Origin of the sequence: Nitrosomonas sp., assembly GCA_031316255.1 — a bacterium.
In the GTDB taxonomy this organism is placed as follows: Bacteria; Pseudomonadota; Gammaproteobacteria; order Burkholderiales; family Nitrosomonadaceae; genus Nitrosomonas.
Genome location: JALDQW010000001.1, coordinates 2,766,908 through 2,782,463, shown reverse-complemented (window position 1 = coordinate 2,782,463; position 15,556 = coordinate 2,766,908). Strand labels below are relative to the sequence as shown.

Genomic DNA, 15,556 nt, shown 5'->3' with positions numbered 1-15,556 from the left:
TAGAGGGTATGAAAATTATTGCGACTTCACTACTTTATAGACAGAAAATATTGCGTCTCCATCCTTCGATTGAAGCTTTCTTCATACTACAGCTAATATCATTTTGAAAATACCGGAAAAAGTTCAAGCAACAGGGTCAACTCAGATAACTGATAACACCAGCTTGCTTGATCCAATCAATCGGTGATTCTCGATTGAGTGAAACACTTTTACCCAGCATCATCATAAATTGACTAAACACTTTGGTAACCCCGCTATCTTCCTGTTCAAAAACTGAACGGCTCACCGGAGGCTTTGCGTCCCCATCTCTCAATGGGTTTGCCTTTATCAGATGCCTGTTACGATTAAGATATTAAATCCAAAAATAATTTTTCTATTTTTTCCCAAAAATTGGGTACCAACATTTTCTGGAAAAAGTAACCTTCCGGCTTTATCGGAGGTCATTGTGTTCAATTAACGGCGCTATTTGGAATCTACCTTAATAACAAATGAACATTAAACATCATTCCGATATAACCCAACATCTACAAAGTGTAGTCCTAGATGATAGAATTTTGGATAAGTAGCTAGAGAGTGTCGTCACGAGATACTAGCCCAAATAGCGATGCATCGTATATGGACAGCCGCCAGAAACGATGCAGCATTCTTCGCATATCGTGTTGCAATGCCTCTCCAACGCTTTAGATGTAAGAATGCATTTTCCACTAAATGTCGATATTGGTATAAGTTTTTATCATGATTACGCGGGCGAATACGATTTTTCTTCGATGGAATTACTGGTTCTATTTGTTTAGTCTCACAGTGTTCAACTATCTCATTGGTATCATAAGCCCGATCAGCCAACAAATAGTCGGCATTGATGCCTCTGATTAATTCAACAGCTTGTGTACAATCCGCTGTGGTACCGTCTGTAATAAACATTCGGACCGGCATACCATGCGCATCCACGGCCAGGTGTAATTTCGTGTTGAGCCCCCTTTTGTGCGATTCATCGCTTGGTTCCCGCCTTTCGCGCCAGATGCATGCGGATGTACTTTAATATGACTGGCATCAATCATTAACCATTCGTAGTCCGGATCATTGACCAGTAATTCCAGTAACTTTTCCCAAACCCCTTTGTCCCGCCATCGGCAAAATCGTCGATGCGTGTTCTTCCAGTCGCCGTAATCCGGCGGCAAATCCCGCCAGGGTGCGCCCGTACGTAAAATCCAGAATACCGCGTTGATAAACTGACGATTATCTTTTGCAACACCTCCCCACGATCGCCCTGGCAAATGGGGTTCCAGTAACGACCAGACATGATCTGACAGATCATGTCTACGATGAGCTTCTGACATATTATTACCATTTATAATAATCACTTACAGCATAATTATATAGTAATTTCTAACTTGTGACGACACTATCTAAGAATAATGACTTTTAGAATTTCTCTCTTTTTGACGTTGCCGCCTCGCTTAGGCGCTGCACGCGGCATTCCTCTTTTCTTGCCTTTGAAGAATTGCGAAAAAAAGGCTTCATCGGCTTCTTCTATATCAGTAAGGTATTAAGGCTGATTCATACCCAACAAGTTATCTTTCGATGCTAGCGATTCCACAAATTCAAGCCGTGATTCTTCAATAGCCTCAAGTATTTGTTGTTTAAATTCATCACGTGAATAATGTTCTTCGAGCTTCAACAGTAATTGCTCCACACCAAGACCGACAGAAATCCCGCCTATTATCCCACCAATAGTCGCGCCGATCGCCGTTCCAACACCAGGAACAACCGAACCTACAGCCGCACCAGTGGCGGCGCCTGCGCCGGCACCGCCCAGAATGCCGGCGGCCTTGCCGGTTGCAACTTTCACCAATGCCTTGGCGCCCAACTGAATTGCACCTTTGGCAATTACTTTTGCTGTGATTTTACCGGCTATCACCGCCGTAATTGCACCTGTTCCCCCTGAAACCAACAAACGGTTCTCAAGATCAACAACAACACTATGGCTAGGTGGTGCTTTTAATGCATCTAGCGATGATGATTGAATAACTTCCTGGCGCCACCCAACGGTATTAATGTGATTTTCCGCCAGTATTGTATTGATTTTTTCCTGATATTCCTTGTGCAATGCTTCGTTCTTTTTTAATGTTTCTTCGATAGATTGTTGGACGGGGCCGAATGCATTGCCCTGTGTTAAATAGGCCTCAAGTTTTTCGATCATCCACGCTTCAAGTTTTCCCGTCGCCAACGCCGCAATGCGTTCATATTCTCCGGGAAGGCTGTAGTACCAGTCCAGGTAATCGTCTACGTTTTCAGCCATCAATTGAAAGCTTGCATCGGTAGTTTTTCTTAATTCAACAATTGAGATATCCAGTTCTGTGATCACTTCCAGATAAGCCAGCCGGGTTTGCTCGATTGTGCCGGATTGATAGTACTCGTCGCCTATTTTCTCAATTTTTACGGTAAATTCGTTGAATCGACTAACGACCTGAGGCGATGCATGCAACCAGGCGTCAACGTATACCGTCAGCGGCACATAAATGAACAGAATAAAAAAACTTGTAACCGCTGAAGCAATCGCAAGTGTTTTGGGCGGTATTTTTTCGGGTTCCTCTGTATCCTGCAATGGAGAAAATACACGCCTGTACTCAGATAGCGGGACCATAAAGCTTGAAATGGCAAGTGCAATATTGTAGAAAAAAACAATACTTCCAAGAAAAATGAAGAGAAGAAACACGAAAACACTCAGTGTATTCAGGCTGCCCAAAACATAGGCTTTAAGCCCTTCTACGAAACCCAGTACGCGAATGACTTCATGAATTAGAACACTGTTAGTGGCGCCATTTACGCCCAGACTGCGCTCTTTTATGGCTTCACTAAGCGTTTCATAGACCGGATACTCGCCGCTCAGTTTTACATACAAAACATAAAATATCGCCATGCCTATGGCAGTGGACCAGCGTGTCCAGCTCAGGGATTTATGCAACGCGATATAGGGCTTGAATTCTTTAGTGGCTATCGGTAAAAAAATGGAATGAATCGACAGAAATACCGGTATTGACAGAATAAAAACTATCCATTCAAATTTTCGCGCCACACCCATATAAAACAGCAGCAAGAACGCAAAGATAATCGCCCAGAAAGCCCAGCCGATGTAAGGCAGAATTCTTCTGTTCAAAAACCAGTAAAAAATACCTATATTACGCAGCTGATTGGCGCGATGAATACGTTGAATCGTCAATGCATAGGTTGCCGCCAGATACAAAGGTAATCCAAAAACGATGGTAGCAACCAAAGCGAACCATAACTGTTGGTCAGGAATCATACGGCCACAAAAATAGGCAAATGCCAGCCAACCTAGAGACAGCGGCAAGAACCAGATTAATCTTTTCATATAATTTTACTCAGGTTGTCTGATTGGTTCGTATTTTAAATATTCTAATATTCCACACAGCCGTCAGCCAAAAATAAAAACAGATCATCGTATCATCATAATTACATAACAACAGAACAAGTAAATCAGTGGCAAATATCACAGAAAGTTGCTATCTTTCATAGCAAAATCATTCTGTCAATTACTGATAGCACAGATGCTGTTTACAAAAGTGACTTATATTTTTGTGGTATAAGGATAACACCAATGAATCAAATTGTTATCCAAGTTTCCCAGATATTAATGCGCACCTTGAAAACAAATAGCGTATCAATTGAATTGGTAACAGCGAGTCGCTAACATTATGATATTCATTAATTATTGTTAAAATAATTTTAAAAAGCGTATGGCTTTATCTGTAATCCCGCACATTATCGATCAGCATGCCGAAGAAGCTGCTTTTCTTTGGCAACTAAGGCACAGTGCAGTTGATGCGCCGCATTATGATTTAACAGACCTTATTAAACTGGATAATCGGGTTGCCGCACATCTGGATGGACTGTCTATCGCGGCCGATTATGGTACCAGAGTCTGTGAAATGGCAATGGAAAACCCAGGGCCTGGAGAAGTATTTGTTTCGGCGGTTAGGGCGCTAGAAGATAAGAATAATCAATGGTTGGATCACTTATTTGCATTGGTTAACGCTGAGCCCAATTTACAAGCCGGTTTATTTGCCGCTTTCGGGTGGGTGTCAGCATCCTGCCTGCAAGGAACAGTCGCCATGTTGCTTGCTTCTCATAATACTCTGAAACAATTAATCGGTATCGAAGCGTGTGTCATGCATCGTGTTGATCCAGGCAAATCACTGAATCATATACTTATGCAACCAGCCGACAGCGAACTTTGCGCGCGGGCATTGCGCGCTGCTGCAGAATTAGGCCGAGTTGATTTGTTGTCAGCTTGTGAGCAATATCTTGATGATCAAGATGAGGAATGCCGTTTTTGGGCTGCGTGGTCAGCTGCCTTACTGGGAAATCGTAAAAAACCACTTGATATACTTTATGCACTTGCACAAACTCAAAATCCGCAGCAGGAGCAATCTTTAAAACTGATTCTTAAATTTTTGCCGGTTCCTGATGCGCATGCATTATTAAAAACCCTTGCACAAGATCCCATCAACCTGAGGCTTGTCATTCAAGGTGCGGGTATTGTCGGCGATCCCTATTATGTCCCATGGCTGATTAAGCAAATGGATGATTCGCAAGTTGCCCGTCTGGCAGGAGAATCGTTTAGCTTTATTGCTGGACTCGATCTTGCGTATCTGGATCTTGAAAAAGATGCACCGGAAGAAATGCTTTCCGGACCAAACGATAACCCCGCAGAAAGTGATGTATCGATAGACAAGGATGAAGATCTAGCTTGGCCTGATACGTCAAAAATTCAAGTTTGGTGGGATGCTAACAAACATAATTTTATTAATGGCCAGCGTTATTTTATGGCCGTACAAGTGTCCCGTGAACATTGTTTCGAAACACTTAATGTTGGTTACCAACCCCAACGACATGCAGCGGCGCTGTATTTGAGCATTTTAAATCCTAAAACAGGCTTGTTTCCAATATCTGCACCGGGGTGGCGGCAAAAACGATGGCTTGGAAAAATGACTCACGAAGCATGCGCCGCCTAGATGTGTTTTTATCATAACCGTAATTGGGCAATAAAAAACTTATCGGATAAAGAATGTTTACGTTTTGGTTAATTCCAATAGTGTTCGCTATTTTTTCACTGTATTTTGCGAGCTTACTGATTAATGATTATCTGCGATCGCTTGGACATGCCAATCCCGCTCGCAAGGCATGGTGGAGGTTGTCCATTATTTTTGCGGCAATTAGTATTGGCTTGATTACTCTCTATATTTTTCTTTAAGCTGATTGCTTATTAATATGGAAATCTGTTTTCTAGAAGGCTTCTTCACTCCAGAGCAAGTCTACAGCAAGGTGGTCGTGAATCATTTACCTTTTGTTATAGGCCGCAAGTCAGATTCTGATCTCGCTATCGACGCAGATACGCTTTCACGCCACCATGCGGAGATTATCAATCTTCATGGAAAACTTTGCCTTAGAGATCTGAACAGCACCAACGGCACTTACCTTAACGATCATGAAGTTACCATAGGCACACCGATTGAGGACGGTGATGTTATTCGGTTAGGCGATATTCAGTTGAGAATAATTATTGATAAATGGGAAGAAAGTTCCATTAACACAGACAGTGAGCATACTATTATTGCAACCGGAAAGGTTGTGCATGAATTTTCCAAGGATTCAAAAGAGATTGAAACACTTATAGCACAGAAGCTTGTAAAAAGTGTTTTGCAACCAATCGTCAATACCAAACTGGATACTGTTGCTTATGAATTATTGGGAAGAGGTTGCCATTCCTTGCTACCTGAATCACCCAGTTCTCTTTTTTATCTTGCAGAACAGAAAGGAAGTGAAATCGAGTTAAGTAAACTGTTTCTTGAGGCAGGACTATGTGAATTAAAAAATTATTCATCGGATTGTCTTTTTTTCTTTAATCTTCATCCAAAAGAACTTGAAGACCTGGACTACTTGTTTCGGTGGATATGTAAAATACGCGAAAATAATAGTGAAACCAGATTTGTATTGGAAGTACCTGAAAAAGCGGTCACGCACATTGATAAACTTAAGCGATTGAAACACTATTTACAAACACTGGACATAGGTCTGGCCTTCGATGATTTTGGCGCCGGACAAGCGCGTTTGCTTGAATTGTCGGAAGTGTCGCCCGACATCTTGAAACTGGACTTTTGCTTGATACACAATTTGGATACTGCAAGTCCCGCACGCCAGCGCATGATAGAAATGCTGGTTAATTATAGTCATGATTTAAATATCAAGTTACTTGCCGAAGGGGTGGAAACGGCGGCAGAAAGCGAATACTGCCGCCAAATCGGTATAGATTTATTGCAAGGCTTTTATTATGGGCAACCCGGTCATAACGCGCTTAGCCTTTCCTAACAGGCATTATTATTCTAATTTCAACTTATTGGATTATAGAGGCATTTATTCCATTCCTCCAGCAATCCATTAGACAGTGTCGTTACAGATATGAATGACAAGACAGTAATATCGCCATCGTCCGGCAATCAAAAGCAAGATGAGACAGATCATACTGTCATGATGCGCCCCGAGGTAACAGTCAATCTGATTAATGGCAGTGGAGAAATCATGCAGACTTTTAGTTTCTCCCAGGCTTTTACCGCTGGCCGGGCTACCGATAATGATATTGTCATTCCGGACAAACTGGTCAGCCGCCATCATCTTGAGATCAAATATCAATCAGTCTGGGTTGCCTACGATCTTAATAGCGCCAATGGCGTATATATCAAGAATCAACGCATCAAAGAAAAAGCCCCACTGAATTTACCGGCAGTAGTCGCCCTGAGCAAATCGGGGCCTTATCTGGAAATAGCATCCCAAGGCCAACGCAATCAACCCAACTTGCATGAATTTCTTGAAAATAAGCAAAACAACAGCAACAGCTTGTCTTCAACCCCATCAAACAGAACCAGCAGCGCACAGAAAAATTACAGCAAGGCGGAATTAAGAGCGCGATTACTCTCCGAATCCGATGGCGAAGATTTCGGCCATTACACGCGCATGGTCAGAAAAATCATACATGAAGACAGAGCTGATCAAAAGAAAAGTTATAAAAAACTGATCTGGTCACTCAGTACTGTGTTTTTAATGTTATGCGTACTGATCGCTTATCAGCAGATCTCGCTTGCTAACGCGCGCAATCTGGCAATCGATATGTTTTACGATATCAAAACGCTCGAAGTGAGTTTATCGCAGTCCGAAATCAGGCTGAGCGAAAGCGGCGAGATATTGGAACTGACAATAAAAGCCATTCTTGATCAGAAATTAGAAATAGATCAGCAAAAAATCGTCGCCGAACAGCAAAGAATCGAAGCCGAACGAAAACTGATTGCCAAAAAAAGGCAAAAACTCAATGAAATGCGGCAACGGTATCAAAATTACGTCAATGAAACAAAGACTTTAAATTTTTCTTTTTCCGGCAAATCGCAACATGAAGATGATTTGATTCTTAAAGTTGCCCGCGGCTTTGGAGAAAGCGAACTGGAACTTCCGGATGGATTCATTGCTGAAGTCAAACGTTATATCGATTACTGGAAGCAATCCGAGCGGCTGCATCAGGCAATGGCGCATCTCGAAACACTAGAATACTCACCGCTCATCATCAACGCGCTCTCCAGAGAAGGGTTGCCACTGTATTTTGCCTATTTGCCATTACAGGAAAGTAATTACGATACCAATGCCATCGGCCCGGAAACACGATTTGGAATTGCCAAAGGCGCCTGGCAATTCTTGCCGAATACTGGCCAGGAATTTGGTCTCAGGCCCGGACCTTTAGCGCACAAACCCAAATTTGACGCACAGGATGAGCGTTTTAATTTTGAACAGGCAACCCGTGCTGGCGCGAAATATCTCAAATATTTATACAGCACTGAAGCACAGGCATCCGGATTGCTGGTGCTGGCCAGTTACAATTACGGGCAAACGCGGATACGGCAGGCACTGAATCAAATGCCGGACAATCCCCGGGAAAGAAATTTCTGGAAATTTATTCAGCAATCCAAATTACCCAAGGAAACATACGACTATGTGCTGCTCATTTTTTCTGCAGCCGTAATCGGGGAAGATCCGCTGCATTTTGGTTTCGGTTTCAAACCGTTGCTGAATTAAACCGATAAGCCTGTGGTGGATCGGCTGAAAAATCACCTGAGTTATTGATCAAACCAACCAACCCAATTTTTTGCGACCACAGCTAATACCTTCGGTTGAATTGCTGTTCGATGATTTGCAGTTGCTCTTGTGCTTGCAATAACCCTTGAGCTGCAGCTTTGCGGTACCATTCTATTGCTTGTGTTAAATCCTGATTTATACCACGGCCATAATGAAGAGTTTTGCCAAAATTGAATTGACCATTTCGATCTCCCTGATGCGCCGCTAGTCGATACCATTTAACGGCCTCATTGTCATTTTTGGATAAATGACCTTTTCCATGCCAATACATATTACCGAGATTATTTTGTGCACCTGCATGCCCTTGTTCTGCTGCTTTCCGGTACCACTTTTCAGCTTCTCTATAATTTTGAGACGCACAATGCCCACTATCATACATATAACCAAGATTGTATTGTGACGATACTAAACCAGACTTCGTGTCAATCGGCATTGAAAATTTTCCAGTCATCGGCGTCGAAAAGTTTCCACCTTGTTTAGTTGGTTAATTGGTTTTTATACATTGTTTTCGATGTTTGAAACGGTAAGAATCATTGCCGGTTTCCAGGATGTCGCAATGATGTGTAATACGGTCTAACAATGCAGTGGTCATTTTGGCATCGCCAAAAACCTGCACCCATTCACTGAATTTCAGGTTGGTCGTTATAATGAGTGAAGTGCGCTCATACAGCTGGCTGATCAAGTGAAACAGGAGTGCGCCACCTGATTCCGGGAAAGGCAGATAGCCCAGTTCATCAAGGATGACTGCGTCAATCTGAATGAGCCTTCTGGCCAGGTGTCCGGTTTTATTCAGTTGTTTTTCCTGCTCCAGCAGGTTAACCAAGTCCACAGCGTTGAAGAATCGAATGCGTTTGCCATGATGAATAGCGGCAACGCCCAGTGCTGTGGCCAAATGGGTTTTGCCGGTACCGGTGCCACCGACCAGGATGAGGTTATGTGCATCATCCATAAAAGCAGCCGTTGAGAGCTGTTCTATCTGTTGGCGTGAGAGTGGCGTTTCATTCCAGTCGAATTTCACCAGGTCGCGGTGGATTGGAAACTTTGCAGCCTTCATCTGGTATTTCAGGCTGCGTAGCTGGCGTTCGGCTATTTCGGCATTGATCAGTTGGCTTAATACGGTTTCCGGCGATATTTGCTTGCGTTGCGGCATTTCAGCGCTTAACTCAGACCAGGCGTCGCTCATGCCATACAGATGCAATGCTTTGAGTTGGGTAAGCAAGTCAGTGGACATGGCGGCTTCCAAGCAAATGATCGTAACGCTGGAAATCGGCCAGCGGTTCAGTGGTTAGTTGTAAGGTATCGCCGGTATTCAATGTCTTGGAACGAACTGGTTCAATCAAACGCCGTATAGCATTCTGCAACACACTGGCATTGACAACACCGGATTCCAACGCCAGTTCACAGGCTGTCTCAAGTGCATCAAGACCGGCTTCGCGGGTCAATAACAACAGATCAACAAAAGCGCGTTCATTTTTATCTTGCTTCTGAAGTTTCTCACGTACGTGACGGATCGATTCCGGTAGTTCCCAGTTCTGGAATGGCGCGCCGTGACGGATAGCACCGGGTTTCTTCTCCAGCACGGGCAAATAATGCCATGGATTACAGATCAGCTGATCGCGCAGGAAATTGCGTTGATGCGTCGCAATCGCTTTTCCCTCCGCCACAATATCAAGATGACCGGCAAATACTCTGACCGAAACCACCTTCCCGGACCATTGGGCCGGTACACTGTACTGATTCCGGTCAACACGCACCAGGCAGGTTCTGGAGACTTTCATCAGGTGCTCAACATAACCGGCAAATGGTGTTGTGATTTGCCGCAATAACGGTTGTTCCTGCTGAAAACATTCCGCAATGGTTTGTGCAAAATCAGGATGCTTCCTGTTTGACAGCTCATGACAACGCTGCGCCAGCCAGCGGTTTAAGTCATCCAGCGTTGCAAACTTTATGCGCGGCGTGAACAGCCATTCTCTGACATTACCCACCTGATTCTCTATCTGACCTTTCTCCCAGCCGGCCGCCGGCGTGCAGGCAACCGGTTCAAACAAATAGTGATTCGCCAATGCCATAAACCGCCGATTAAACTTTCTCTCTTTGCCCATCAAAACCGCATCCACAATTGTCTTGGGATTGTCTAAACCATCTGCAGCGGCACGCCACCAAAGAACGCAAATGCACGATTATGCGCATCCATCAGCATCTCCTGCGCTTCCCTGAAATAAGCGACGACAAACATCTTGCGGCTGTAACACAAACGAAAATGCGCCACCTTGACGACTTGTTCCCGCCCACCCAGATCAACAACTTCCTGACTCCAGTCAAATTGACAGACTTCACCGGGTTTAAACGCTAAAGGAACAAACGTTTGCCTGGGTGCCGGGGTATCCTTGTTCTCTGCTTTCCACTGCTTTACAAAACGCCGAACGCTGTCATAAGCGCCTGTATAACCTTCAATTATCAAACCTTCATATAATCGCATTGCTGTTCGACGCTGCTTTTGCGGTAGCAATGCCTCTGTTTCCAGCCAACTGGTCAATAACGCTTTAAATTCTCCTAGCTTCGGCGCACATTGCGTTTGACGCCGATATTCCGGTTCAGCCTCCGTCTTTAAATGTTTCCTGACTGTAGGACGGGACAGCCCCAATGAACGGGCAATTGAACTGATTTTTTCTTTACTGACAAAATGTCGCCTTCTGATTTCGGCAATTATATCCATCTCTATCACTCCAAAGTTCTCCAGCAAAATGCCGGTAATTTATCATCTCAGAGTGGAAACTTTTCAACGCCGATTTTCCGAAAATTCTGGTAAGTTTTACATGCCGATTTACACACCTGTGGACAATTCTTTTATCCAGAGCATCATTCATCCAATTAACTGGGGTCTTGATGAAGCAATAACACAAATAAAATTTTTAAATACTGATATGGCCGCGATTATCAAACCACACTATCAATCTGACCCAGAAGATATTCGTGAAGGACTCAAGATCAGGATTTATCTTCATTGGTTGAAAAATAATCAGCGCATACAATTATTCAGCGATTGTATAGATCCGGAATTATCCAGCAACAACCAATTTCTGGCTGTATCCTGTGTCACGGAGAACGCTGCTGATCATCTTTTGCACAGCACCAGCGTTTTCTCGCTTGCCGATGGTTCATTGATCTTCAGGCAAAATCGTTGCCGTGAACCGGAATTCGCCGAAAATCAATTGACTTGCCAGGAAGAAACCGTAGATGCTGATGGAAAATTACTGCTAAAGCCTGCTGAACATATGTTAAAAGAAAAAGTCCCCCGGCTTAAAACATGATTCCAGAAACCGGAAAGCGGGCAACCCCACTCAACTCCAGCTGACATCGATCACAACAGCGAGTTACACCAAATGCTTTTCCGGTTGCGGAACATCACTTTTGCTGACATTCCGATTCATTGCTTTCATTCTTGCCCAGGCTTCGTCATCGCCTTCGACATCCAGTCCACTCTGTTCATCGTTACGATCATGTTCAAATACAAGTTCGGTATATAACGCAAAATGATCCGAGTCGAAGCTGCGCAGTCTTTCCAAACGCTGGAGCGTAAAATGTCGGCTATGAAACAAATGATCCAGCGGCCAGCGCAGGCACCAGTAATCGGCGTGAAACGTATTAAACATACCTCGACCCACTCTCGGGTCAAGCAGTCCACTGATTTTCCTGAACAGTCGTGTTGTTTTCGACCAAGCCACGTCATTCAAGTCACCCGTCACGATAACTGGCACATCGGAATCGGCCACGCTTCTGGCCACAATGACCAGCTCTGCATCGCGCTCTGAAGACGCTTCATTTTCAGTCGGACTCGGGGGCGCCGGATGCAGAAAATGAATACGCACCGTATGCCCGGATGGCAGCATAGTCAGCGCATGCATCGAGGGTTTGTCAGGCTCGACCAAATATTCGATCTGACAATTCATCATCGGAAATCTTGAGTAGACATGCATACCGTAGAGATTATCCAACGGACACTTGATTGTAAAGGGATAATCGGTTTCGAGACTATCCAGCTGTGCTTCCCACCAGCTATCCGACTCTAATGTCACTAAAATATCCGGCTCATTTTCACGAACCAGTTCAAGGAGTCCGACCGCGTTTCTATTCGGCATCAGCACATTGGCGGTAATAATTTTGATACTTTTTTTGTGATCTGGCGCCTGCGCTGTTTTGACTTCCACAGGAAAAAGAAATGTATAAGGTGCGATCCACCAGGCCTGGTAGATCAGGCACAGCCATACCAATGTGACAAGTCCCCAGTTAAGCGGCAAGGACAAATCCAACAACAGCAGTTCCAGTGCAAGCGTGATCAAAATAATCAGGAAAAGCTGTAACCGGGGAAAATCCAGACCACGAATCCACCAGGCTTCATGCCGCGAAATCGGCAGCACGGTCAGCAGAGTCAAAATGACGGTAATAATCAGAAAAGTAAGCTGCATTTACTGGAAAACTCTTTCATCATTCCTGAGCGGTATTTTTATCAAGCAGATTCTCGGCATCGACGCGCTCGTGTTCATTTTCGACTTTTTTCTCGATCGCATCGTCATTGCTGATATCGACTGCGGCATGGGTGATTATCCCAGGTTGTAGGCTGGCCGGGTATGGCGTTTGCCGGGCGCCTTCTTTTTTTTGCACAAGATCAGTATTTGTTTCGTTACCGCTCATTTTGATTTGATAAGCAGGCTCCGGCATAATGATTTTTTCCCGGTCAAAAGTCTCTTTTATCTGACGGATGGCCTCGCTGCGTACTTTCGGAAAACTGTACTTCTCCTGATCGGTCCACCCATAAATCCTCAGAACGATGCTGGAATCTCCCAGTGCTTCAATAGTAATCATCGGTTTGGGCTCACTCAGTACCCCTTCAATGGAATCCAGAGCATGCAAGGCAATTGTTTGAACATTCAACAGGTCTTGATGAGTATCTATACCGACATCAAACTGAAAACGCCGCTCCGCACTGCGCGTGTAGTTAACAATAACGGCCTTAAAAACACTTGAATTGGGAATTCGAATATGATTCCCATCGGGAGAAATCAATATGGTAGCGCGTGTGGTCAAACGCGCTACATTACCTTCGATACCATCGATCTCAACCAGATCATTGACTTCAAACGGATTGCGCAAGCTCAATAAAATACTGGCGATATAGTTCTCAACCGTATCTCTGACAGCAAAACCAACCGCAAGTCCAATAATACCGGCCGCTCCAAGTATTGAGCCTAACAAAGCAGTAAGATCCAACAGCGATAAAGCAAGCGCCAATCCGAGCAAAATGAAAAAAAGCTGGGTCATTTGTCCGAACAAGTTCGCAATAAAGTAATTGGGCGCAATTCTGCGGTAAAGGCTTTGTCGCCGTGATAGCCATCGGCCAAAAAGCCAGGAAAGTATAAAAGTGATAATTGCGAGCAGTAAAACAGGCAAGCTTGTCAGGATTTCTCTTGCGATTCTTTCGAATTTCTGCCATGTATTCTCCAGGCGTTCTTTCAGATCATGCGTAATCACCAGTTCATTCTCGACTTCGACGACACCTTCAACCTGCTGAGATAGCTGTATCGCTTTGTCTTCCGCTGAAGCCGAATTAACATTGCCCTGTAGCGTTACAATACCATTGCTGACCTGGATGCTGATCTTTTTCAAACCCTCCATTTCAGAGAAAATTTTTTGCAAACGTTTCTGAATCTTTTTGTCGTCCAATTCGGAGGCATTGACCTCAATCACCTTCGAGGCGGCGGCATCCTGTTTCGGTTCGGCTTTCCCGGCGATCAGATCAGTTAATTGATCGGCGCATAACGGACTTGCGACAAGCACCATGCCTAGAATAAATGCCGACGATATTGTTGTGTACATGTGTTGAACTCTATTGATAATGGCAACCAACCAATCCGGTTTTGGTATTTTTATAAATTGCCTGGCATTTCTCAAACCGTTTGGCAATCTCCTCTGCATCCGAAGGATTCCGGAAATTTTCTTTTGACGATTTCATGATCAATTCCGCGTGGTTAAATAACACATCAGAATACTGAGATTTCCTGGAAACCTGCAGAATTCTTGAAATCGTCTCGAGCAAATGAATCATGACCATTTCATTGGTCGTAACATTCTGTCTTAACGGATGAAACATCGTATCAACCGCATCCGTAAAGCAGAATTCGCGTTTTTTTACGCGCACAACACCGTTTGAATCTTTCAGATACTCCAAGGGAAAATTTTTGTTTGTCATGCGGCCCAGTGATGCGCTGAGCCAGTCGATACAAGCAATCGCTGTCAGAGAATCGTTAATGCCGGGCGACAATGCACGCAAAGCGATTTGCAACAACTGCATGATCGCAAATTCTATATCACTGAACGGCGTTCTTTTTCGTCCCAGGGAAATACATAATCTCAACCTGCTTTCACAGACTGCATCGATTTCTCCATCAAAATATATCCGCAAAACCGGAGAATTTTCGATTACAAAATCACCCGGCCGTAACAGTAATTCGATATGCTGATTCTCACTTTCTGCAATATTATTGAGTTTGCCCACATCGACAAATTCCACATAACCACTCGCCGAAGCCAGTATGGTTTCCGATGGCATTGCATGTACAGCGATATCCCACCTCTGTTTCAAGGAATCGGCCATACTTTGCTCATCCAGATCAAATAAGGATTTTTCTATCGCCTCATTCAACTCCTCTCCGATCAAGGAAATGATCTGATCCGCTTGGATGGTGGTTGAAATATAATGGATGAAATAAATCAGGCCGATAATTGACAGCACTGTCAGCAGCAAATTAACGGCAACAGAGATAATCGGTATTTGCTGGGCAGACGTCTCATGTGTATCAATAAATGAAAGCAGTGCAAGACCGTATAGAAAACTTCCAATGAGTAATCCCAACACGATTTTGGTATTGATATCACGCAAAAAGTTATACAGAATTTTTGATCCAAACTGATTTGCCGCCAACGTCAGTGCAACAACCGAAATCGAAAAAACCACACCCGTCACCGAGATAATTGCACTCGTTGTAACCACGAGCGATTGTCGAATGCCGGAAGCGCCAATCTGCAGCGTATTTATCCATGGCCAGTTATGTACATCAACGTGCTGGTCCAGGTTCAGAAGTCCAACCGCCGTCATGACGAGCCCTGTCGCTATGAGCGTTGGTATAAACCAGATCGTTGTCAGCAGTTTTTCCCAAAATAATTTAAGCATCGTTATTATTTGTTTGCCTGGTCCTGTTTTATAGATAAGGTCTTGTGACAAGACCGAATGCAGTCTAGTGAATCACGAATCCTGCCCAAACATAATCACTCAACCAAAAACCCCTCGCCTGCCCGGCGA

The 15,556-nt window shown here is 44.1% G+C and carries 14 protein-coding genes, 1 pseudogene and 1 riboswitch; of the genes and pseudogenes, 4 read left to right on the top strand and 11 right to left on the bottom strand.

The window, feature by feature from the left end; all coding sequences use genetic code 11:
* Window positions 1-136: 136 nt before the first annotated feature.
* The 4 genes and pseudogenes from MRK00_12430 to MRK00_12415 form a co-directional block, all read right to left on the bottom strand.
* Window positions 137-286 carry a hypothetical protein gene (locus tag MRK00_12430; GenBank protein MDR4518176.1) on the bottom strand — a complete coding sequence of 50 codons (150 nt, stop codon included), beginning with the start codon at window positions 284-286 and terminating at the stop codon, window positions 137-139.
* A riboswitch (cyclic di-GMP riboswitch) is annotated at window positions 242-333 on the bottom strand. Its footprint overlaps the gene before it by 45 nt.
* A 246-nt stretch (window positions 334-579) precedes the next feature.
* A protein-coding gene (locus tag MRK00_12425; protein MDR4518175.1) for an IS5 family transposase occupies window positions 580-1,337 on the bottom strand; the annotation gives its coding sequence in 2 pieces (ribosomal slippage) (window positions 580-986 and window positions 986-1,337; 759 coding nt in all).
* A gap of 98 nt (window positions 1,338-1,435) precedes the next feature.
* A pseudogene (locus MRK00_12420) lies at window positions 1,436-1,534 on the bottom strand (IS1595 family transposase).
* Between the two features lie 12 nt (window positions 1,535-1,546).
* The gene (locus MRK00_12415) at window positions 1,547-3,373 is read right to left on the bottom strand and encodes a hypothetical protein (GenBank protein ID MDR4518174.1); all 1,827 of its coding nucleotides are present in this window, start codon (window positions 3,371-3,373) and stop codon (window positions 1,547-1,549) included.
* A gap of 385 nt (window positions 3,374-3,758) precedes the next feature.
* Here MRK00_12415 and MRK00_12410 point away from each other — a divergent pair, with 385 nt between their 5' ends.
* The 3 genes from MRK00_12410 (at window position 3,759) to MRK00_12400 (ending at window position 8,139) form a co-directional block, all read left to right on the top strand.
* Window positions 3,759-5,036: a TIGR02270 family protein gene (locus tag MRK00_12410; GenBank protein ID MDR4518173.1), complete on the top strand. Its 1,278-nt coding sequence runs from the start codon at window positions 3,759-3,761 to the stop codon at window positions 5,034-5,036.
* 256 nt (window positions 5,037-5,292) lie between these two features.
* Window positions 5,293-6,390 carry an EAL domain-containing protein gene (locus tag MRK00_12405; GenBank protein MDR4518172.1) on the top strand — a complete coding sequence of 366 codons (1,098 nt, stop codon included), beginning with the start codon at window positions 5,293-5,295 and terminating at the stop codon, window positions 6,388-6,390.
* Between the two features lie 90 nt (window positions 6,391-6,480).
* Window positions 6,481-8,139, top strand: a complete 1,659-nt coding sequence (locus tag MRK00_12400; protein ID MDR4518171.1) for an FHA domain-containing protein — start codon at window positions 6,481-6,483, stop codon at window positions 8,137-8,139.
* Window positions 8,140-8,221: 82 nt separating this feature from the next.
* On the opposite strand, the gene MRK00_12395 is transcribed toward MRK00_12400, so the two are convergent.
* From MRK00_12395 to istA, 4 genes are read right to left on the bottom strand one after another with little or no spacing between them, the layout of a single operon-like run.
* Window positions 8,222-8,632, bottom strand: a complete 411-nt coding sequence (locus MRK00_12395) for a sel1 repeat family protein (protein ID MDR4518170.1) — start codon at window positions 8,630-8,632, stop codon at window positions 8,222-8,224.
* A gap of 51 nt (window positions 8,633-8,683) precedes the next feature.
* Entirely contained in the window at window positions 8,684-9,430 is a 747-nt protein-coding gene (gene istB / locus MRK00_12390) for an IS21-like element helper ATPase IstB (protein MDR4518169.1), read from the bottom strand.
* Window positions 9,420-10,316 (bottom strand): hypothetical protein, encoded by an 897-nt coding sequence (locus MRK00_12385; protein ID MDR4518168.1) that lies wholly within the window; start codon window positions 10,314-10,316, stop codon window positions 9,420-9,422. Before MRK00_12385 ends, istB begins: the two co-directional genes overlap by 11 nt.
* A gap of 17 nt (window positions 10,317-10,333) precedes the next feature.
* Complete coding sequence (gene istA, locus MRK00_12380) at window positions 10,334-10,915, bottom strand: IS21 family transposase (protein MDR4518167.1); 582 nt, start codon at window positions 10,913-10,915, stop codon at window positions 10,334-10,336.
* Between the two features lie 100 nt (window positions 10,916-11,015).
* Here istA and MRK00_12375 point away from each other — a divergent pair, with 100 nt between their 5' ends.
* Window positions 11,016-11,510 carry a hypothetical protein gene (locus MRK00_12375; GenBank protein MDR4518166.1) on the top strand — a complete coding sequence of 165 codons (495 nt, stop codon included), beginning with the start codon at window positions 11,016-11,018 and terminating at the stop codon, window positions 11,508-11,510.
* A 63-nt stretch (window positions 11,511-11,573) separates the two neighbouring features.
* Here the strand turns inward: MRK00_12375 and MRK00_12370 are convergent, their stop codons facing one another.
* The 3 genes from MRK00_12370 to MRK00_12360 are packed head-to-tail and all read right to left on the bottom strand — an operon-like array spanning window position 11,574 to window position 15,427.
* The gene (locus tag MRK00_12370) at window positions 11,574-12,665 is read right to left on the bottom strand and encodes an endonuclease/exonuclease/phosphatase family protein (protein MDR4518165.1); all 1,092 of its coding nucleotides are present in this window, start codon (window positions 12,663-12,665) and stop codon (window positions 11,574-11,576) included.
* 19 nt (window positions 12,666-12,684) lie between these two features.
* Window positions 12,685-14,073, bottom strand: coding sequence for a mechanosensitive ion channel (locus MRK00_12365; GenBank protein ID MDR4518164.1), 1,389 nt, complete (start codon window positions 14,071-14,073; stop codon window positions 12,685-12,687).
* Window positions 14,074-14,083: 10 nt separating this feature from the next.
* On the bottom strand, window positions 14,084-15,427 hold the full coding sequence (locus tag MRK00_12360) for a DUF2254 domain-containing protein (protein MDR4518163.1): 1,344 nt from the start codon (window positions 15,425-15,427) through the stop codon (window positions 14,084-14,086).
* Window positions 15,428-15,556 lie beyond the last annotated feature (129 nt).

Coding starts and splice junctions, on each gene's coding strand:
- MRK00_12410 (MDR4518173.1), top strand. CDS start 3,759: ATGGCTTTATCTGTAATCCCGCACATTATCGATCAGCATGCCGAAGAA.
- MRK00_12395 (MDR4518170.1), bottom strand. CDS start 8,632: ATGCCGATTGACACGAAGTCTGGTTTAGTATCGTCACAATACAATCTT.
- istA (MDR4518167.1), bottom strand. CDS start 10,915: ATGGATATAATTGCCGAAATCAGAAGGCGACATTTTGTCAGTAAAGAA.
- MRK00_12375 (MDR4518166.1), top strand. CDS start 11,016: ATGCCGATTTACACACCTGTGGACAATTCTTTTATCCAGAGCATCATT.
- MRK00_12400 (MDR4518171.1), top strand. CDS start 6,481: ATGAATGACAAGACAGTAATATCGCCATCGTCCGGCAATCAAAAGCAA.
- MRK00_12415 (MDR4518174.1), bottom strand. CDS start 3,373: ATGAAAAGATTAATCTGGTTCTTGCCGCTGTCTCTAGGTTGGCTGGCA.
- MRK00_12370 (MDR4518165.1), bottom strand. CDS start 12,665: ATGCAGCTTACTTTTCTGATTATTACCGTCATTTTGACTCTGCTGACC.
- MRK00_12405 (MDR4518172.1), top strand. CDS start 5,293: ATGGAAATCTGTTTTCTAGAAGGCTTCTTCACTCCAGAGCAAGTCTAC.
- istB (MDR4518169.1), bottom strand. CDS start 9,430: ATGTCCACTGACTTGCTTACCCAACTCAAAGCATTGCATCTGTATGGC.
- MRK00_12365 (MDR4518164.1), bottom strand. CDS start 14,073: ATGTACACAACAATATCGTCGGCATTTATTCTAGGCATGGTGCTTGTC.
- MRK00_12360 (MDR4518163.1), bottom strand. CDS start 15,427: ATGCTTAAATTATTTTGGGAAAAACTGCTGACAACGATCTGGTTTATA.